Genomic DNA, 18,736 nt, shown 5'->3' with positions numbered 1-18,736 from the left:
CATCCAGACACTTTCGACATAAAGTGTTCTATGGAGGTGATGCATTGGCAAGAAAAATACTACAATATCTTTTTCAGAGTCCATCCGTAACTCATGCCAATTTTGATCTGGGATCTCCTTCCCTCTCGAATCAGCATACTGCACAGTTTGGGGCGACCCTCAGACCCCATGTAGGAATTAAGAAACAATGGTTATAAGATCAACAATTCATACTGAAAAAATTGAAGCGATCACAGTATGAAACTCCGCCGGTCAAGTAATTCAATGATAATGAATAAAGTGAATAAGAACGTGGATTTCGAAATACAATAGAGATAAAGATAAAAGAACCCTATAAGAAAGTCCCCTCCATAAAAATAGAAACGTACGTACAGAAAAGTGTTTCCTGCTCATTAGCGGGGAACCTTTTTTTATATGGGTAAGTGGTTCCGATAGGATAATGTCCAAGCATGCTTGTCCATATGTGAATATAGTACTATATGTCAAGCTCTTAGGAGGATGTTAATTGAAAACCATCATGATTGATCCAGGACATGGAGGGTCAGATCCAGGTGCCACTTATAAAGGAAATGAAGAAAAGAAATTCAATCTTTTGATGGCACTTGTTGTCAAAGATTTTTTGGTGTCGAAATACAATGTGAATGTATTGATGACTAGAACTGGTGACCAAACCTTATCCTTGTCCGATAGATCCAACCTTGCCAATCGTTCGAATCTGGATTTTTATTTATCCATTCACCACAATGCGGGAGGAGGGACTGGATTTGAAAGCTATGTTTACAATGGAAGCGTGCCGTCAGAAACTTTATCATATCAAGGCATTATCCACGATGAAGTGATGGCAGCCGTTAAACCATATAATGTTACAGATAGGGGAAAGAAGAGAGCAAATTTTCATGTGCTCCGTGAAACGACAATGCCGTCGGTGTTAGTTGAAGTATTATTTGTCGATAATCAGAAGGACGTTGCACTTCTAAATGATGGAACTTTCAGACAATCAGTAGGGACTGCCCTTGCCAAAGGAGTAGCCAAAGCTCTAGCGCTTCCAGCAAAAGAGTCAGGTAACAAACAGCTCTTCAAGGTCATCGCAGGCTCATTTGCTGAACGAAAGAATGCTGAAGACCGTGTCAAAGAATTGAAAGCTGGAGCATTCGAAGCTTTTATTGATACTGTGGTTGTGTCTGGTAAAACCTATTATAGAGTTCAAATAGGTGCTTTTTCCAAACGGGATAATGCAGAAGATCAAGTAAAAGCTCTAAGTCGTATCGGAATTGATGCCTTCATCTTAACAGAGGGGGCAGTTCCGAATCCGACAGAACCTCCACCAACAGAACCGCCAAAGCCTACTATGCCTCCGCAGCCACCAGGTATAGACTATTCCATTCTTGGACCATCTATTGTCCAATCCCAGCAATTAGATGATTTTGTTAAAACCGTGAATCCTTCTGCACCAATGCTGGGGAAATTCTACATCTATTACGGGGATCTATATGGTATTCGCGGAGATATAGCTTTTGCTCAAGCCATACACGAAACCAATTATTTCAGATTCACAGGACAAGTTAAACCTTCTCAAAACAATTATGCAGGGATTGGGACTACCGGACCTGGAAAAGATGGGGCGTCATTCGCCACACCTGAAGAAGGCGTGCTAGCACATATTCAGCATCTATACGCGTATGCTACCACAAAACCACTCCCGAATGGAGCGCCACTAGTCGATCCACGGTTTTCACTTGTCACCAGGGGGATTGCAAAAAACTGGACAGATTTAAATGGTAAGTGGGCTGTACCAGGAACAACGTATGGACAAAGCATTTTGTCTGTTTACAAGAGGAATCTTGAAAATGCTCTTAAAGCCATGGAAATTCAGAAAGCATTGCTTATGGATTCTCTCGAAAAATTGAAATGATTTTGGGATTAGAGTGCTGACAGATTGGCACTCTTTTTTAGCTGATTAACTATTATGGAAAGTGTTTAAATGGACGAACCTCCTCATAATAACACTGCCCATTTCGTGCAACATACATAGAGATCAATTTAAAGCGCACATAATAAATCTACGTCATAACGCAAATACTAAACATATGTTCGGGAGGTGAATTCAATGGAAGAAAAAAACTTCGAAAAAATTTATGCAGAATATAAGCAACAGGGAAAAGTTCAGGCTAAGACGGAGATGGTTGAAGAACTTTCTTCCGGCGCTGAACAGATTATTGCCGTACGGAGAAATAACGATAATGATCTTATCGCTTTCAAAACCGAAAGCGGAAGGGAACTGGATTATTTGACTGCACTAGAAGAAGCAAAAGCCGGAAAAATCGCACATGTCGATGTGATTCATCGATATGGCAGGGATGTACTGCGAAGTGAACCGGACGGATTAAAAGAGAATAACCTTAGTGAACTTCCTTCATTTTAAGCATGAAAGAAAAACGAGCATAACTCTCCAGCGGTTATGCTCGTTTTTTGAGGGACGGACCTTTAAGACATTGTATCAATCTTCATCTTTTAATAAGTGATGCAACATTCGTTCACGGTCATCAAAAAATTGTTTCGTAATCTGATAATGACTAGTATCTTCAAGGGATGTTTCATGTAACCCATTGTCGGTTAACTGTATAAGTTTAGATGATGGATAAGCCATTAGGATGGGGGAATGGGTAGCAATGATAAATTGAGAGTGATCATTAACTAGTTCGTGTATACGGGAAAGCATGGATAATTGCCTTAAAGGTGAAAGTGCAGCTTCCGGCTCATCTAGGATATAGATGCCTTTCCCCCGAAACCTATTCATAAAGGTGGAAAAAAACGCTTCTCCGTGAGATTGCTCATGCAGGGATTTACCTCCGAATGAGTCTATGATCTTTGGGACTGATAAGGGCTCACTATCCATTTCCTCGATATTTGTCGCTACATTATAGAAACTTTCTGCTCTCAGGAAAAACCCATCCTGAGGTCTGTCCACCCCTCTTACTATCTTCAAATACTGATCCAGGACAGAGTATGAATCATACGTTGAAAATGAAAAGTTAAGTGTTCCCCCCTCGGCATTGAATCCAATTGCCAACGCAATCGCTTCTAGAAGTGTGGATTTGCCCATTCCATTTTCACCTACGATGAACGTCACATTCGGATGAAGGGAAAGATCCTTTAAGGAACGTATACTTGGGATATGAAAGGGATAGGAGTGAAATGAGGGGATAGTTTCCCTTTTCAGGGACACTGTTCGTATGTAAGGCTGACTGTAAAAAGACATTTTCTCGCTCCTTTTACTTTTAGCATATCATAATATATCAAAATCCAAATACTAAAAAAGCCATTACGAGAAAGAGTAATGGCTTTTCTTTATACATTATCATGAAGATTCCACAAGTAAAATACTTTCTATAGTAGTCGCCAATAGGCTGATGTCAGTAAATTCTTCCACTTTCATCGTATCCACATAAGTGATTTGAAAGCGCTCCAAGTCTAATTGATACGTTACGGTCATAATAGGTGAGTTGTCATGGTCAGATATCGTGTGAACAATCTCACTTTCCTTGAATTCCTTAAGAGTCTTGAGCATGGTTACGATATTTTCTAGCGACATTAAACATGTCTCCCTTCTACTTGCTCGAGGGATTGACTAAATACAGTCTCGTAGACCCAATGAACTTCAAGTATAACATAGATGAGTAATAATAGAAACATGCGTTCTGGAAATAACTGAAAATGTGCTTTATGTCATAGGAAACATACGTATAGATACTTAGAGGGATTCATATGATGAAAGAACAAAGGAGGCGGGTGTGAAATGGAAAATCGATTAAGCAGGGATGCCCCTTCTGAATTGAAATATCCTGATGATATGCTTTCTATTATTCGTCACGGGTTAAAGCCCACAACTTCCAAAAAGGTCATTGTCATCGGAGCAGGAATGAGTGGTCTGGTTTCAGCTTCCTTATTAAAAAAGGCCGGTCATCAAGTCACGATCCTGGAAGCCAATAAACGGATAGGAGGAAGGGTATATACAGTTCGAAAACCGTTTACCTCCGGAAATTATTTAGAAGCAGGTGCAATGAGGATCCCCGATAACCATCTTTTGGTTTTTGAGTATATCAGGAAGTTTAATCTACGATATCAACCCTTTCAGAATTCTTCACCTAGAGATCTTCTTTTAGTTAATAACATTTTGGTTACACGAAAACAGTATGAAGAAAATCCGGATATCCTGAACTATCCACTTCCTGAAGATGAGAAAGGAAAAACCGCATCTGAATTATTTTTGGAAGCGACCAAGCCCTTTATAGATTTGTACAAGAATAGTGAACATGAAGAGCAATTGAACTTGATAAAGAAATACTCGAATTATTCTATGGGACAATTTCTTTCTAATAATCCTTTTGGAAAATCTTTATCATTAAATGCAATACGAAAGATCAATGTGATTCTTGGTATAGAAGGATTTCCGGAATTTTCATTTGTCGATATATTAAAAGATATTATTTTTCCGATATTCAGAAAAGAAACAAAGTTCTATGAAATAACCGGAGGAAATGATCGTTTGCCTTATTCGTTTATGGAAGAAATACGGTCTCACATTTTCCTTAGGCAAAAAGTGACCCAAATTAAGCAATCCCCGTCGGGAGTTACTGTCCACACAATAAATCAAAAGGATGGCACTCGGGAGGAATTAAAAGGCGATTACGTGATCGTCACAGTCCCGTTCACCGTATTTCAGTTCATTGAAGTAGTACCCTATAACTCTATTTCATTCAAAAAATGGCAGGCTATCCGGGAAGTGACCAATGTGCCCTCAGTAAAGGTGGGCATCGAGTTCAGAACTCGCTTCTGGGAAGAATTGGACTATGGAAATATCGTTTCAGATCTCCCTACACGATTTACCTATATGCCAAGTCATGATATGGGAAGCAATAATCCCGGGGTAATGCTGGCGAGTTACAGTTGGGGGCAGAACGCTTTATTATGGAATAGTAAACCAAAAGAGGCTATCATCGATGAGGTTTTGCAGGATTTATCAAAGATATATGGGAACCGTGTATACTCAGAGTTCCTCAATTATTTTATATATAATTGGAGTAAAAATCCATTCTCGGCAGGTTGTTTCACACTTTACACCCCAGGTCAGGCAGCCGACATTGGAGAATATGTCCGCACACCTGAAGGGAGAATTCATTTTGCAGGTGAACACACATCATTTTTTCATGGATGGATTGAGGGTGCGGTTGAGTCAGGGGTAAGGGCAGCTTATGAAGTGAATGAAAGATAATCTTTAACGACCCTGAATGGCTGTCTTTTGCTGTGGGGAAAAAGGTCATCAGGTATTCTCGTTAGGTATTCAGACCGAAATGGACAAAATTTCTTCTACTCTTTCCGACCTCTGCATAAAGTTAACTATTAAATACTTTATATAGGGGTACTGATGATGTCGTATAAGTCTCGAAATAATAATAGCCTAGTCCCACTAGTGTTCGTTTCTATGAAAGCGGTCATCCGGATCATATTGATAGGGATCATCCTCATGTATTTAACGGTTTGGCTGATTTCTTCCACAGCCATTAAATTGAGGGTGGACAGCTTGTTTTATACTTCCGTATCCGAGCTTGTGCCTAAGGAAACATTCCTTATGCTGTTGTCACAGGAAATGACGGGATTACGCATCGAGAACAAGGATGCATTGGATCATGACTTTGATTGGTTGGAAAGCGTAACAAATGTATCACTCCTTGACCCAAGAAGTTTGTTTGGACGTGAGATACCGGGAATTGAGAACTACCATACCCACATCGCAGTTGCTGGTAAAGGAACGGATATTACCAATCTTCCGAACGAGTCGCCTGCGCCAACTGAAGACCAGCTAAAGGATCAGGAAATCGATCAGAATCAAATTGACCAGGCAAATCATAACTCAGGGGATGGAGTGGAAGAAATTGACGAGAAGTCTGTCTTTATCTATCACTCTCACAGTTGGGAAGCTTTCAGCCCTTTGATTAAAAACAATGATTCAAAAGACCCTGCGAGTACAAACGAAAAGGTGAACGTGATTGCAGTAGGATCAAAACTGAAACAAGAGCTTGAATCACGGGGAATCGGAGCTGTTCAGGACAAGACAGATGTAAATCAGGCATTGAAAAATAAATCATGGACCTATTTTGAATCCTATAAGTTAACAAGGGGACTGGTTCAGGAGGCCATCGCACAAGATCAGAACTTAACCTACTTAATTGATATCCATCGGGACTCCCAACCAAGAAATATAACAACCAAGACCATTAGTGGTAAAAACTATGCGCGTTTATTTTTTATCGTAGGCAAAGAAAATAAAAACTTTGAAAAAAATCTGAAAATCGCGAAAGAATTAAATGCTAAATTAGAAGAAAAATACCCAGGTATCAGTCGTGGAGTCTTCGTTAAAACAAAGGCGGAAGGGAATGGGGTTTATAATCAGGATCTAACAGAACGTGCTATGCTCTTGGAATTTGGTGGAGTCGAAAATAATTTGGTTGAATTATATAACTCTACCGAAGCTTTTGCGGAGATCTTTGCTGAATATTATAAGAAAGATGCTGTGGAAGTCAATGCGCAATGACTTTTGTGCATGTAAGGGTGAATAGGCAATAATATAAATAAAGATATGGGAAAGCACCAATCCATTTTCCTGGATTGGTGCTTTTCTGGCTGTTCTTTTAGATTCTTCCAATGGAATGAACCGGTATCACTGTGAGGATGACAATCTTAATGTATAGTAGGATACTCGTCCTCAAGTTCCTGTAAGCTCAGTACGAATAGTTGTTTATCTCCATTTTTAAAGAAGTTATGGACTATTAAATTGTTTACTAAATCATTTCTCAATGCAATGCTTGTGAAATTAGCACAGTGATCTACCGGATAGAATCTCTTGCTGAGTCTTCATCGGGACAGTTCCTCTGTTTTTCTGGATAAGTATTATAGGATGTAATGAAGAATCAGCCTACAAACCGGACCCGCACGAAGTCAGTATTATAAAATAAGAGAGTTCAATTGAACTCTTTTATTTTGTTCCGCTTTAGGATGAACCGATTGATAGAAGCTGCATGATTTTCTATTACATAGACCTACTATGGAATAAATAAAACTTTTTATTAATGTGATTTTTCGTATTTCTGTCAAAGATTTTTTTTGTATTCACTTTGAAACATGATAGTCTGTATACATAAACGCAATTAATGGAGTGAATGGAATGAAGAAAGTGGTCGTCGTAGGTGGGGGGATAACAGGTTTATCAGCCTTATATCACCTGAGTAAAATGTCAAGAGAACATAATTGTGAAATGGAGTTACTATTAATCGAACGGAATCACACGCTCGGTGGTAAGATCAGAACCGTAAAGGAAGGTGATTTCATCATGGAAGCAGGAGCAGATTCTATCGTTGCCCGTAACGAAGGAGTCCTTCCCCTGGTTAATGAACTCCATTTGCATGAAGAACTTGTATACAACGAAACCGGAATATCTTACATATACACAAATGGAGAATTGCATAAGATTCCCATCGATACAATTTTCGGGATTCCTATGAGTGTGGCGGCAGTCAATGAGAGCACACTAATTTCTGAAGAAGGAAAAAAAGCAGCGCTTCTGGATCTGGAGACCATTAATACACATTTCACGAAAGAAAGTTCTATCGGTGAATTTTTGGAAGCGTTCCTTGGAAAAGAAATGGTAGAAAATCAGATTGCGCCGGTTTTATCCGGGGTTTATTCGGGTAACTTGTACAAATTGACGATGGCCTCTACTCTACCATATCTACTGGACTATAAAAATGACTATGGAAGTATCATCAAAGGGTTAGCTGCTAATAAACAGATATTCAAAGGTTCCTCCAATAAAAAATTCATATCATTTAAAAATGGCTTATCTACGATCATTAATCGCTTAGAAGAAAAATGCAGTGATGCTACTATTTTAAAAGGTGCAGAAACGCAGAATCTTCGAAGGGTGGGTAACAAGTACGAGCTCACAGTCAATGGTCATGAAAGCATTCTAGCCGACTACGTCATATTGGCTTTACCCCATGATGTTACTCAGCGCATATTATCACATGAAAAATTAGAGCCTGAGTTCAATAAATTAAAAAATTCCTCCCTTATATCGATCTATCTTGGTTTCGATGTTCCTGATAAGGAATTACCTGCCAATGGTACAGGGTATATCGTCTCTAAAGGCAGTGAAGTAAAATGTGATGCGTGTACATGGACCAGTCGTAAATGGAAGCACACATCCAGGAACGAGAATCTCCTTGTGAGACTTTTTTACAAGAGCTCGAACGGTCATTATGATGAGTTAAAAAAATTGAACGAAGAAGAATTGATGAAAGTGGCACTTGGGGATATTAAGAAGAGCGTAGGAGTCGATGCAAGACCAATCTCGGTTGAAGTGACTGCTTGGGAAAATCTGATGCCCAATTATCACCTTGGACACAATCAATCCGTTCAGTCATTGAATGATGTCCTCTTAACCGAAATGCCTAATGTGAAATTAGCAGGAGCGTCTTACTACGGAGTGGGGATTGGAGCCTGTATTCAAAACGGTAAAAAAACGGCGGAATCCATTCTTGAAGATATTATTATAAAATGAACTCATGAGATTCAGTTATATTAGTTGTACAATGGATTGAAGGATCACAATTAATCGTGATCCTTCTTTTTTGTAGGAATGTAGTGTTGTAAAAAATGGAATCAGGCATGACGATCACATTCCTTCCATTTCGTAATCCTATCCTACACTTTTTGAACGATTTCCATTCCTAATTGATCAAGTGCATGGTTCACACCCTGTTGAAGAAGGGAAAAGCATGGAATGTGATTCATCCGATAACCACTTTGGGTCACTCTAATGCTTAGTTCAGAAGAGATTCCGACGAGTAAACAATTGGTCCCTAAAAGGGAGGCTGCCCCGACGAACTTCTGTATAAATGATAGGGTATAGTCATCGACACGGCTGAGACTTGTCAAGTCAATGATGAGGAACTCAGCCTTATAGCGGGGGAGATTGAGAAGTGTTTTATTCAACAATTCCTCAGCACGTATCTCGTCATAGCGACCAACAAGTGGAACGACAAGAATGGACTCTAGCACTGGAATAATGGGAGAAGAAATCTCTTTAATGATCTCAGATAAAATCTCAGTCCGCTGCTTCGTAACACGCTCTAATTCTTCCTGTGCTGCAATTGTTTGTTCCTCAATAAGAGCGCTGACGTTCAAAGAAGGGGAGATATCCGATGCGAAAAATTCATAAACACTACAATCATCACCCTGTATCTGACTCTTGAGTACCCGATACCACATTTTGGAACCGAATATACCAGTTAATACACCAGCCCAATGGCCAGGCATAAAGGTTCCTTCTATCTCTTTTCCCTGGGCGATGTTTACTTTGTACTCCCAGCCGTTACAGAATTGGACAACGGCTTTTCTCTCTTCAATTGAGTACGATAAAATTTCTGTGATTCCCCATCCGGCAGTTACGTAAGTGTTGGGTAATTTATCAAGAATCTCGTCAGGCTTTCCGATGGAATCAAGGTAAAAGTCACTTACGATAAGTCCTGTACGGTATCCGGCTGTTTCGAGCACCAGTCTCGCTTCCTTTTCGCCAGCGATTTCCTCAATGGAGTCAATTAACGTTTTAAAAGCAGTATTCACCCAAAATAAAACCACTTCGTCATTTTCAAATGTTATGGAACCTTTTTCTAAATCCCAATCAAATAGAGATCCATTCACATCAATATCAAATTTTTGCATGCCCTATACCCCCATCAACAACAGTCTCGAATTTGTTTATATGTACAAATAACTCAAATATGTTTCTTATACCCTGATGTAATGATGAATAAACCCATTCAATAGAGAAATTGAACTTTTTTACGTTTGATTTTGGAATGCTGATAGAACACCTGTCATGATTTCTTTTGTATCTTGTACAATTTTTCTATTTCTTTCGAATTGGGGAGCACGACGAAAAAAGCTCAGGATATATCCTGAGCTTAGAAAATATATTTATCTGGCAGGGAGATGGTCGGTATTATTTTCGTGATCTTTTAGCATAAGGATATAATGGGTCGACCAGACTGAACTCGTAAGTTTCACCATTCACAATCCCTACCACTTTGTCACTGTCATAAAGGTCCAGCATGAATTGTGCCATTTCCTTGGCAGTATGATATTGTGGGACGGTACCATTATATTCGAACTCGTTTACATCAAAGGAGCGTTGAGCAAACTCGGTTTCAGTCGCTGCCGGAGCCAAGACCTTCGCTTTCATATGTGCACCTTTTGAAGAAAGTTCTTGAGCGAGTCCTTCCGTAAAAGCACTTACATAGAATTTTGTTCCGCAATAAGTGACTGCATCTGCGACAATGGTGTACCCTCCTCCTGAAGAAACATTGATGAGCTGTGTGCCGGCTACATTTTCATAGTCCCGTACAAATAGGGAGGATAACACAGTCAATGATTCGATGTTAAGCCTAAGCATGCTTTGGATTTTAGAAAGGTTTTGATCCGCTACGGAATCGAAGTTACCAAATCCCGCATTATTGATAAACGTTTCAATTTCATAAGGTTTTAAGCTGTCATAAAATGAGTAAACGTTGCCGCTTATAGATAGATCTGCCGTTATTGTGACAACATCCACTTCTGGATAAATGGATGATATCGCTTTTTTCAGCTCGTTTAATTTGTCTTCCCGTCTTGCAACAGCAATAATATTTTTCCCACGGGCTGCAAATGCAAGTGCTGCTTCATATCCGATTCCCGAACTTGCCCCCGTAATGACTGTATAATTCATGTTTCATTCCTCCTAACTTGTTATGGTACAATTTAATCCTAAGGGTTAGAGTGGACTCTAAGTCAAGTGTTTATTCATTGGAGGAAACATACATGTATAGTATCAGCGAAGCATCAGAAGTGCTTGGGGTGAATCCACACACGTTGCGTTACTACGAAAAGGAAGGGATTATAACCCCTGACCGCTCCTCGGCAGGGATTAGAAGCTATACTGATTCGCACATAAAATGGTTGAATTTCGTGATGAAGTTAAGGGAAACACAAATGCCAATTTCCGATATTAAGAAGTATACACAATTGTTCCTGGAAGGACCCCAAACAACAAAAGATCGACTAACGTTATTAGAGGATCATCAGAAAAACATACAGGAACAGATTCAAGTCCTACTGTCTACAAATGAAATGTTGAGTAAGAAGATTGATGCATATAAAGGGCTTATTGGTGAGTGAAAACAAGGTTTAATCCCCTGATTTTGTACGGGTTGGGATAATGAAAAAGGAAATATGGCTAAATCATCGTTTACACATGAATCAGAAGGGGAAAATCTATCTGTAAAAGAATAAAGGTAGTGGTGTCAAAAAAATGAACAAAGAAATAGACAAAATGACAACTGATTGGTATCAAGTTATTGAACATTTCGACTGGTTGAACCTATTAATCTTTCTGGTATACGTTGCACTCATTTTCATTATCCGAATGATCATATTATCATTCACAAAAAGGATGAAGAATAGTGATAATAAATTTTTGTTCCAAATGGACTCCCTTGTACGTTATATCTTAAATTGGATCACGACATACGGGATACTGTTATTTATGTTATTTTACTTCTCAAATTCCTCTTGGATGTTTCGTGAAATAGTGTCCGTAGGCAATGTGAAAGTGACGTTCTTTTTACTGATTATTGCCATTCTCATTATTTCTATCGCCAATAGATCCTCTAATATCATGACGAAGTATTTACTTCCTAATATTTATCAACGCTACAACTTGGATAGGGGACTTCAATTCACTTTCGATAAGATCTTTCATTACAGCATTATGGTTTTAGCGATACTCATCAGTTTGACAACGGTGGGGATCGATTTAAGTGCTTTGACTGTATTTGCAGGGATAATTGGAGTTGGGATCGGCTTCGGTCTTCAGAATATCGCATCCAATTTCATATCAGGTATTATTTTATTATTTGAACGTCCCATTAAAGTGGGAGACCGTGTCATTGTTAACGATGTGATTGGGGATGTTGAAAAGATCAATATGAGAGCAACGATTATCAAAACTTTGGATAATGAACATATCATTGTGCCCAATTCATATTTTTTAGAAGAACAGGTAGTGAATCGCTCTTATTCTGATCCGAGACTTCGGTTGGTCATACCTGTCGGAGTGTCGTATGGTAGTGATGTTGAGCAGGTGAGAAATCTTTTATTGAAGGTTGCAGAAGAAGAAGAAATCGAATCCGACACCGTTCTGTTAGAGCCTAAACCTTTTGTGAACTTTGTTGGGTTTGGCAGTTCTTCTTTGGATTTTGAGCTCTTTGTGTGGATTACGAATCCAGATAAAGTCATTTTAATCAAGAGCAACTTACATTTTCGAATATACAAAACCCTTCAGGAACACGAAATTGAGATACCCTTTCCACAACAAGACCTTCATCTGCGGAGTATAGATGAGGAAGTGGTAAATGTATTAAAAAAACATTGAGCTTCCCCATTTTCGAATAAATGCTAATGGTGATGAATGATAGGAGAAGATGCCTTATACCGAAGGCATCTTCTCTTTTTGACTTCCAGTATTTAATCATTGTGGTAGTGAGGAAATAGAAGATGGGCATACTAAGGGCCAGACTAAAAGTTCGGGACAAAGGTAGGATTTGAAATGAAAAACATCTGGCGTATTTTCTCAAGAGATATGATAAATGTATCAAGAAACGGAGTTGCAGCCTTTTTGATAGGTGGATTGATGCTATTACCTTCTTTATATGCATGGTTCAACATCGAAGCTTCCTGGGATCCTTACAGCAAGACGGATAAGCTTCCTGTTGGAATTGTAAATGAAGATAATGGTGCGAAAATTAGAGAACAAGAAATAAATATCGGAAAGGATCTCGTAAAGGAATTGAGGAAAAACGACGACATGAACTGGCAGTTTGTTGATAAGAAGAAGGCGATGGATCGTGTGGAATACGGGGATTATTTTGCAGTTATCATCATTCCAGAAAATTTCTCCAGTAAGTTAGCCACTGTCATCGAGGATCAACCTGAAAAAGCCGGACTGGAGTACTACGTAAATGAAAAAATTAATGCCATCGCTCCTAAAATTACGGAATCTGGAGCAGGTGGTATAGTTGACAAAATCACCAGTTCATTTATTTCAACCGTAAACGGAACTATTTTCGAGTTGTTTAATGAGCTGGGTATCGAGATTGAAAAGGACCTTCCCGATATCAAAAGATTTGAAGAGTACGTATTTAAGATCGATGAGAAGCTACCAGAGATTGGTGACGTCTTAAATGAATCTTTAGCAGATGCCAAAAGTGCCCAAGGAATTATCGATGAAGCACAAAGAGGGATACCGGATGCCAAGCGTTTGACGAATCAAGGACTCGACACGATTGACCAGACAACCGCTTTTCTAAAGAAAGCTGAGGACCGATTAAATAAGGTCGCTCCCGGCATTCAAAAAGATTTGGAAAACGTACAAGATATGGCTGCTAAGGTGAACGACTTCGTCCAGCAGATACAATCATCCGAAATCGACCTTAGTGGAGCAGAAACCATTAATAATCAAATAAAAGAGAGGCTTTCAACTTCAATACAAACAATCGATACGATTGAATCTTCCTTAAAGTCTTTGCAAAATAATGAAGAAAATCAAAATCAGGAACAAATAAAACAAGCTCTCTCCCAGCTCGATATGGTCAAGCAGGAAATACAGACGGTTCAACAAGAAGGGCAGAAACTAAATGCCTTTCTTACAACAAAGCAACACGACGTGGACAATGTAATAACCAGCATCAAAGAACGTGCTGTCAAAACGAAATCTGAAATAGATGCCTTTATAAACGAATATAAACAAACGATTGAACCGGCAGTCCTGGATGAGGTAGCATCAGCCAAGGGAACATTGAATGAAGCAAGAAGGATTCTTCAAGACATCCAGAGTACGATTCCAAAAGTACAGCGCATTCTTTCTAATACAGAAGGTAATATCGATAAAGGAACTGAGACCCTTCAGCGCGTGATGCAACAATATCCCTATGTAAAAGAAAAAATCAGCCAGTTGGCCGATCGTATCAGGGACATTCAAGGAAAAACGGATATTAATGAAATCATTAGTCTCTTACAAAATGATCCAACGCTTGAGAAAAGCTTTTTTGAAGAGCCAGTAGTTCTAAACAAGAACAGTTTATTCCCGATCGAAAATTACGGAGCGGCAATGACACCATTTTATACCGTTCTGGCCATTTGGGTAGGTGCGCTCCTTCTGATTTCCCTTTTAGCTACAGAGGTGTTAGGTGAACATGAATTTTCAGAACCACAAACCTATTTTGGTAAGCTTTTAACATTTCTTAGTATAGGATTAATTCAAGCAATGGTCGTAACAGTTGGTGATATCTATGTTTTAGGAGTGCACATCGCTGAACCAATTTGGTTTATATTATTCGGATTATTCATCAGCTTCATTTTTATGATTGTCGTTTATACGTTGGTGTCTGTGTTTGGTAACGTCGGGAAAGCGATGGCGATCGTGCTGCTTGTTCTGCAAATTGCAGGGGCAGGCGGGACTTATCCAGTGGCTCTTTTACCAACATTTTTTCAAACGATTCATCCCTTTTTGCCATTCTCATATGCCATCGATCTCATGAGGGAAGCCGTAGGTGGTATCATTTGGGAGAGGGCGTATCGGGATATTTTGATACTTGGACTTTTTGGTGTGCTTGCTATACTCTTCGGAGCGTTCCTTAAGGGACCACTAAGTAAGCGTACTAAAGCATTTATGAGAAAATCGAAAGAGTCGGGCTTGTTTCATTAACCTAGAAATATATATGGGTAAACCTTTACTATTTAATAACTCTACTTTCGTTTCATTCCTTATGGAGAAGGATTGCTCTCTTTCCAAATAGGGTATACCTCAATTGAATACATACACAAAGGGAGGAACCATCGTGAAGCAAGCCATGCTCATTGTAAATCCATCTTCAGGGAAGGAACTTGGGAAACAGTATAGTGATCATGCTCTTAAGACCATGAACGAAATGGGATATGAAACAGAAGTACGGGAGACCAAAGGAGAAGGAGATGCTAAGGAATTTGCAAGGGAAGCGTGTGATGGCAAATTAGAATTTGTCGCAGTATTGGGAGGGGATGGAACAATCAGTGAAGTCATTAACGGAATGGCTGAACAGGAGAATCGTCCATTAATTGGCCTAATCCCACTCGGGACGGTCAATGATTTTGCACGTGCACTCAATATTCCAATGAATCCCGAAGAGGCAATTGATATCTTCAAACAGAATCATGTGCAGAGAACCGATATCGGAAAGATCAATGGGCGATTCTTCATCAATATTGTAGCCGTGGGTGCATTGGCTGAGGCTTCGTTCTCCACTCCCATCGAGCAGAAATCAAAGCTTGGTCCACTCGCATATATAATAGAAGGAATGAAGAAAATGAAAGAAAAACAGCCTTTCGAGCTAAGTGTTCAATCCGACCATGACTGGAAAGGAGATTCCCTATTGATGCTAGTGGCCCTCACTAATTCTGTGGGCGGGATGGAAACGATAGCACCAGATGCTGAAGTTAATGATGGAATGCTTCATGTATTTATCATTAAAGATATCGCATTGCCTCAATTCCTTATGCTCATTCCAAAGGTTTTGTCTGGTGAGTTAGCCGATAGTGAGCACGTCCACTATATGAAAACAACCAAACTGGAAGCATCATCCACCTATGAAATGATTGCAAATGTGGATGGTGACGAAGGGGATAAGCTTCCCGTAGAAATTGAGAATTTAAAGCAACATTTAGACATACTCATTCCATTAAAAGAGTAGGAGGAGATTCGAATGGATCTAGAAGTCACTCAGACAGCGAAAAAGAAATTAAACGAAATCCCCGAAGACAAAATCATTCAATTATCATTTGATAAAGGAAGCTGCGACATTGTCGATAATGTCTATGAAATGAAAGTAGTAGAACGAAGAGAACCAGCATCCTATGAAAAAATGATCAATTCCGAAAACCTTGAGTTTATCGTTGACGATCATTTCGAAGAAACATACGACCATGAACTGACGATTGACTTCAGAGATAATTTCTTTATATTTAAAAACAAGAATCAAACATTTAACAATCGTATCGGACTACGTTATTTATAAGGTGATTTTCGCTTTTTTTATCGTTAAGTGCAACGTTGTATAGTAATTCAAACCTTTATATGTTACCATTACCTCTTAGAGCAAACAAAGGACGTGAACATTCATGATTAAGATTCAAATCCCACAAGCGGATATATCCATAACGGAACGCAAACAGCCAAGAGGCTCAGAAGAACCAAAAATCAAAAGCATACAAGGCTTTATCGACCTTCATGAAATTCCAAGAGACAAGGGCGGAATCATCTTATTCTACAATATTAATGATGAGCTTTTATTCGTAGGTAAGGCCAGGAAGCTGAGACAAAGAGTCAAAAAGCATCTTGAAGATACAGTGTCTCCATTACGAAATCATAGAGGCGAAGTCTACCGTATCGATGTAGCCATAGTAGAGGACGCAATGGATCGCGACATATATGAGACATATATCATTAATAAATTACAAGCTAAATATAACGTAGATAAAGTTTTTTATAAGTGAAGAATAAAAAGGGACTCTGGTCTGAGCTAAGACCACGGTCCCTTTTTGAATGTATTCAGCAGGTGTTATTTCTTAATCATTCCACTCAGCATATTGCGGATTCCATTTCACAAGCAACTCTTCTTTCACCCCAAAGTACGTTGTATCCGTCCGATCTGTCACCCCATAATAAACCGTATAACCTTCATCGTCCCAAATGGTGTTGATGGATACGATAACAGAAGATCTCTGCACCCCTGCCACTTCGATATTGACCGACTGATTCAACCCAAATAGCGTTACATAGCTGATTTCAGATCTTCTAATCGAAGGAGGGGATGGGCAATCTTCAATATTCACGTATTTCTTTTTCCCATTAAGTATGTCATAGGTAATTAAAGATTTACCAGGTTTCATCCAATAAACTATCCGTACTATACGCCCAGCCTTCAGGGACGTGCTGTTATCCGTTCCAAGAAAGAGATCATCATACTTTATGACTTCATTCAGCCCAATGGGATTAATGAATCCCTCCACAAGGACACCTCCTAGGTATAACTATTGCATGTACTACAGTTATACTTACTGAAGGAAGGGCACAGATAGAACGAACAAATAAAAAAACAGCGGATAAAGGTTTAATGTTAAAATAAGGATATACCGGCGATTCAGATCAATATAATCTTCTATTAAAATGCTCTGCAGAGTATGATCAAAAAAACCCGTCTAATCGACGGGTCTTCAAGAGTAATTTATTATCTTTTATACGCCATCGAAAGGCTGAGGACATCGTCGGTCATTACAAACTGATGTACCTCTTCCAGTGCTAGTATCAAGGTATTCGACAGCCTGTTTTGGGAATAGGCGCAGACTGAAAGTAAGCCTTCCTGCAGAACATAATCATCAGCCGTTGATTCAAATTCTTTAAGGAGAGCTGTTTCAGGTTCTTTTGAAGTCCATTCGACGTGAGCCCATGTTCTAATAGAAGGATTGAAATTTTTTATAACGGTTAGATCCCTCTGGAAGTTCCTGAGAATATTTTGAGTGTTAAAATCACCATTTAAAAAGTAGTAGTCAAAGTTATCAACTAAGGAGATGGATGATACCTGTTGTGGTGTAAACAACATGTTCATTCTACTTTTAACTTTTGTGATATTCCTCATGCTTTCTATTATCAGCATATGTTGATTATTTTCCAAACCAGCGCGAATAAAAATCATAAGGTTCCGAATATAAGCATTATCTTCCTGAAATTGATAAAAGACATGACCTTTGTGCAACGTTTCCAATTTTTCATTTAACACTTCCATATATCCTCACCTCTCAATCGAATGGAAATCTTGGCCTCAGGGAATCATTTACCTTGTCCTTAAAAGGTTGGTTACATTTAGCATAACATAATCAATTGTCTAACTATACAGGTTTATTGCTGAGTAGTTGCACTATTAACATTCCATCCTTAAGAAAATAGGAGTTGTCAAAAAACCTCTGTTTCACGAACTGCCACTGATGGAAGCTATAGATAAATCAAAAGGAGGTAAAGTGAATGAAAGTTCATTTCAAAAAATTAGTTAATCCTGACACGGAAATCGTCAAGACATTGAATAAGTGGGATAATCATCCGGATTTAATTCACCTCATCCGCCCAAATCGAAACGGGGAGGAACTTGAAAAGCGGTCACATATGACATTGGATGAATTAAGAAGTCGACTGAATTCTCACCATATTTATCTTATATACTTGGGTGATAAGCTTGTGGGAGAAATGAATTACATGATCGATCCAGGTCACCTTCATAAAAAAGTGAAGGGAACTGCTTGGCTGGGCATTACAATCGGTGAACCCGAGGGAAGAGGTAAGGGTATAGGGTTTGAAGCTATCCAATATCTGGAGAATGAGATTAGAAAGGAGGGACTACTCCGGATTGAACTTGGAGTCTTTGAGTTTAATCGTAATGCACACAGGCTGTACGAAAAGCTTGGATACGAGGAGATAGCGAGAATACCTGGCTTTACTTATTGGAATGAAAAAATGTGGGCTGATGTACGCATGGAGAAAGACTTATTAAGATAGCTG

20 protein-coding genes are annotated in these 18,736 nt (G+C 39.1%); 13 read left to right on the top strand and 7 right to left on the bottom strand.

Annotated elements, in window-relative coordinates; translation table 11 throughout:
- From KYJ26_RS22690 to KYJ26_RS22680, 3 genes are all read left to right on the top strand, one after another.
- Window positions 1–197: hypothetical protein (locus tag KYJ26_RS22690; RefSeq protein ID WP_219170271.1), on the top strand; the 197-nt coding region annotated here is incomplete at its 5' end.
- Between the two features lie 308 nt (window positions 198–505).
- Window positions 506–1,912 carry an N-acetylmuramoyl-L-alanine amidase gene (locus KYJ26_RS22685; RefSeq protein ID WP_219170269.1) on the top strand — a complete coding sequence of 469 codons (1,407 nt, stop codon included), beginning with the start codon at window positions 506–508 and terminating at the stop codon, window positions 1,910–1,912.
- A 195-nt stretch (window positions 1,913–2,107) separates the two neighbouring features.
- The gene (locus KYJ26_RS22680; protein ID WP_219170266.1) at window positions 2,108–2,422 is read left to right on the top strand and encodes a DUF3892 domain-containing protein; all 315 of its coding nucleotides are present in this window, start codon (window positions 2,108–2,110) and stop codon (window positions 2,420–2,422) included.
- Between the two features lie 75 nt (window positions 2,423–2,497).
- Here KYJ26_RS22680 and KYJ26_RS22675 read toward each other — a convergent pair whose 3' ends face one another.
- Together KYJ26_RS22675 and KYJ26_RS22670 are read right to left on the bottom strand one after the other, a co-directional pair.
- The gene (locus KYJ26_RS22675; protein ID WP_219170264.1) at window positions 2,498–3,259 is read right to left on the bottom strand and encodes an AAA family ATPase; all 762 of its coding nucleotides are present in this window, start codon (window positions 3,257–3,259) and stop codon (window positions 2,498–2,500) included.
- A 99-nt stretch (window positions 3,260–3,358) separates the two neighbouring features.
- On the bottom strand, window positions 3,359–3,592 hold the full coding sequence (locus KYJ26_RS22670; protein ID WP_219170262.1) for a hypothetical protein: 234 nt from the start codon (window positions 3,590–3,592) through the stop codon (window positions 3,359–3,361).
- 204 nt (window positions 3,593–3,796) lie between these two features.
- Here KYJ26_RS22670 and KYJ26_RS22665 point away from each other — a divergent pair, with 204 nt between their 5' ends.
- Window positions 3,797–5,272, top strand: coding sequence for a flavin monoamine oxidase family protein (locus KYJ26_RS22665; protein ID WP_219170260.1), 1,476 nt, complete (start codon window positions 3,797–3,799; stop codon window positions 5,270–5,272).
- A gap of 153 nt (window positions 5,273–5,425) precedes the next feature.
- Complete coding sequence (gene spoIIP, locus KYJ26_RS22660; RefSeq protein ID WP_219170258.1) at window positions 5,426–6,592, top strand: stage II sporulation protein P; 1,167 nt, start codon at window positions 5,426–5,428, stop codon at window positions 6,590–6,592.
- A 146-nt stretch (window positions 6,593–6,738) separates the two neighbouring features.
- Here the strand turns inward: spoIIP and KYJ26_RS22655 are convergent, their stop codons facing one another.
- The gene (locus tag KYJ26_RS22655; protein WP_257475191.1) at window positions 6,739–6,855 is read right to left on the bottom strand and encodes a Fur-regulated basic protein FbpA; all 117 of its coding nucleotides are present in this window, start codon (window positions 6,853–6,855) and stop codon (window positions 6,739–6,741) included.
- A 367-nt stretch (window positions 6,856–7,222) separates the two neighbouring features.
- Here KYJ26_RS22655 and KYJ26_RS22650 point away from each other — a divergent pair, with 367 nt between their 5' ends.
- The gene (locus KYJ26_RS22650; RefSeq protein ID WP_219170256.1) at window positions 7,223–8,617 is read left to right on the top strand and encodes a protoporphyrinogen oxidase; all 1,395 of its coding nucleotides are present in this window, start codon (window positions 7,223–7,225) and stop codon (window positions 8,615–8,617) included.
- A gap of 143 nt (window positions 8,618–8,760) precedes the next feature.
- Here KYJ26_RS22650 and KYJ26_RS22645 read toward each other — a convergent pair whose 3' ends face one another.
- Complete coding sequence (locus KYJ26_RS22645) at window positions 8,761–9,780, bottom strand: STAS domain-containing protein (RefSeq protein WP_219170254.1); 1,020 nt, start codon at window positions 9,778–9,780, stop codon at window positions 8,761–8,763.
- A 280-nt stretch (window positions 9,781–10,060) separates the two neighbouring features.
- Window positions 10,061–10,822 (bottom strand): SDR family NAD(P)-dependent oxidoreductase, encoded by a 762-nt coding sequence (locus tag KYJ26_RS22640; RefSeq protein ID WP_219170252.1) that lies wholly within the window; start codon window positions 10,820–10,822, stop codon window positions 10,061–10,063.
- A 92-nt stretch (window positions 10,823–10,914) separates the two neighbouring features.
- Here KYJ26_RS22640 and KYJ26_RS22635 point away from each other — a divergent pair, with 92 nt between their 5' ends.
- The 6 genes from KYJ26_RS22635 to KYJ26_RS22610 all read left to right on the top strand — a co-directional run bounded on the left by KYJ26_RS22635 (window position 10,915) and on the right by KYJ26_RS22610 (window position 16,680).
- Window positions 10,915–11,271 (top strand): MerR family transcriptional regulator, encoded by a 357-nt coding sequence (locus KYJ26_RS22635; protein ID WP_219170250.1) that lies wholly within the window; start codon window positions 10,915–10,917, stop codon window positions 11,269–11,271.
- Between the two features lie 133 nt (window positions 11,272–11,404).
- Window positions 11,405–12,526 (top strand): mechanosensitive ion channel family protein, encoded by a 1,122-nt coding sequence (locus KYJ26_RS22630; RefSeq protein WP_219170248.1) that lies wholly within the window; start codon window positions 11,405–11,407, stop codon window positions 12,524–12,526.
- Between the two features lie 174 nt (window positions 12,527–12,700).
- Window positions 12,701–14,857: a YhgE/Pip domain-containing protein gene (locus KYJ26_RS22625; RefSeq protein WP_219170242.1), complete on the top strand. Its 2,157-nt coding sequence runs from the start codon at window positions 12,701–12,703 to the stop codon at window positions 14,855–14,857.
- A gap of 133 nt (window positions 14,858–14,990) precedes the next feature.
- Window positions 14,991–15,878, top strand: coding sequence for a diacylglycerol/lipid kinase family protein (locus KYJ26_RS22620; RefSeq protein WP_219170240.1), 888 nt, complete (start codon window positions 14,991–14,993; stop codon window positions 15,876–15,878).
- 12 nt (window positions 15,879–15,890) lie between these two features.
- On the top strand, window positions 15,891–16,202 hold the full coding sequence (locus KYJ26_RS22615; RefSeq protein ID WP_219170238.1) for an iron-sulfur cluster biosynthesis family protein: 312 nt from the start codon (window positions 15,891–15,893) through the stop codon (window positions 16,200–16,202).
- A gap of 103 nt (window positions 16,203–16,305) precedes the next feature.
- Window positions 16,306–16,680: a nucleotide excision repair endonuclease gene (locus tag KYJ26_RS22610; protein ID WP_219170236.1), complete on the top strand. Its 375-nt coding sequence runs from the start codon at window positions 16,306–16,308 to the stop codon at window positions 16,678–16,680.
- Between the two features lie 72 nt (window positions 16,681–16,752).
- Here KYJ26_RS22610 and KYJ26_RS22605 read toward each other — a convergent pair whose 3' ends face one another.
- Together KYJ26_RS22605 and KYJ26_RS22600 are read right to left on the bottom strand one after the other, a co-directional pair.
- Window positions 16,753–17,196: a hypothetical protein gene (locus KYJ26_RS22605; protein ID WP_219170234.1), complete on the bottom strand. Its 444-nt coding sequence runs from the start codon at window positions 17,194–17,196 to the stop codon at window positions 16,753–16,755.
- A gap of 218 nt (window positions 17,197–17,414) precedes the next feature.
- Entirely contained in the window at window positions 17,415–17,969 is a 555-nt protein-coding gene (locus tag KYJ26_RS22600; protein WP_219170232.1) for an MEDS domain-containing protein, read from the bottom strand.
- Between the two features lie 236 nt (window positions 17,970–18,205).
- On the opposite strand from KYJ26_RS22600, the gene KYJ26_RS22595 reads away from it, so the two are divergent.
- Window positions 18,206–18,733, top strand: coding sequence for a GNAT family N-acetyltransferase (locus KYJ26_RS22595; RefSeq protein WP_219170230.1), 528 nt, complete (start codon window positions 18,206–18,208; stop codon window positions 18,731–18,733).
- Window positions 18,734–18,736: the final 3 nt, after the last annotated feature.

It is taken from the genome of Rossellomorea orangium (assembly GCF_019334305.1).
In the GTDB taxonomy this organism is placed as follows: Bacteria; Bacillota; Bacilli; order Bacillales; family Bacillaceae_B; genus Rossellomorea.
Note: the sequence above shows the minus strand (reverse complement) of the source record. Positions and strands in the feature narration are given on the sequence as shown.

Bases quoted from the DNA above. Each gene is read 5' to 3' on its own strand.
- KYJ26_RS22665 (WP_219170260.1), top strand. From the start codon at position 3,797: ATGGAAAATCGATTAAGCAGGGATGCCCCTTCTGAATTGAAATATCCT.
- KYJ26_RS22635 (WP_219170250.1), top strand. From the start codon at position 10,915: ATGTATAGTATCAGCGAAGCATCAGAAGTGCTTGGGGTGAATCCACAC.
- KYJ26_RS22610 (WP_219170236.1), top strand. From the start codon at position 16,306: ATGATTAAGATTCAAATCCCACAAGCGGATATATCCATAACGGAACGC.
- KYJ26_RS22650 (WP_219170256.1), top strand. From the start codon at position 7,223: ATGAAGAAAGTGGTCGTCGTAGGTGGGGGGATAACAGGTTTATCAGCC.
- KYJ26_RS22625 (WP_219170242.1), top strand. From the start codon at position 12,701: ATGAAAAACATCTGGCGTATTTTCTCAAGAGATATGATAAATGTATCA.
- KYJ26_RS22680 (WP_219170266.1), top strand. From the start codon at position 2,108: ATGGAAGAAAAAAACTTCGAAAAAATTTATGCAGAATATAAGCAACAG.
- spoIIP (WP_219170258.1), top strand. From the start codon at position 5,426: ATGATGTCGTATAAGTCTCGAAATAATAATAGCCTAGTCCCACTAGTG.
- KYJ26_RS22645 (WP_219170254.1), bottom strand. From the start codon at position 9,780: ATGCAAAAATTTGATATTGATGTGAATGGATCTCTATTTGATTGGGAT.
- KYJ26_RS22630 (WP_219170248.1), top strand. From the start codon at position 11,405: ATGAACAAAGAAATAGACAAAATGACAACTGATTGGTATCAAGTTATT.
- KYJ26_RS22640 (WP_219170252.1), bottom strand. From the start codon at position 10,822: ATGAATTATACAGTCATTACGGGGGCAAGTTCGGGAATCGGATATGAA.
- KYJ26_RS22670 (WP_219170262.1), bottom strand. From the start codon at position 3,592: ATGTCGCTAGAAAATATCGTAACCATGCTCAAGACTCTTAAGGAATTC.
- KYJ26_RS22595 (WP_219170230.1), top strand. From the start codon at position 18,206: ATGAAAGTTCATTTCAAAAAATTAGTTAATCCTGACACGGAAATCGTC.
- KYJ26_RS22600 (WP_219170232.1), bottom strand. From the start codon at position 17,969: ATGGAAGTGTTAAATGAAAAATTGGAAACGTTGCACAAAGGTCATGTC.
- KYJ26_RS22615 (WP_219170238.1), top strand. From the start codon at position 15,891: ATGGATCTAGAAGTCACTCAGACAGCGAAAAAGAAATTAAACGAAATC.
- KYJ26_RS22675 (WP_219170264.1), bottom strand. From the start codon at position 3,259: ATGTCTTTTTACAGTCAGCCTTACATACGAACAGTGTCCCTGAAAAGG.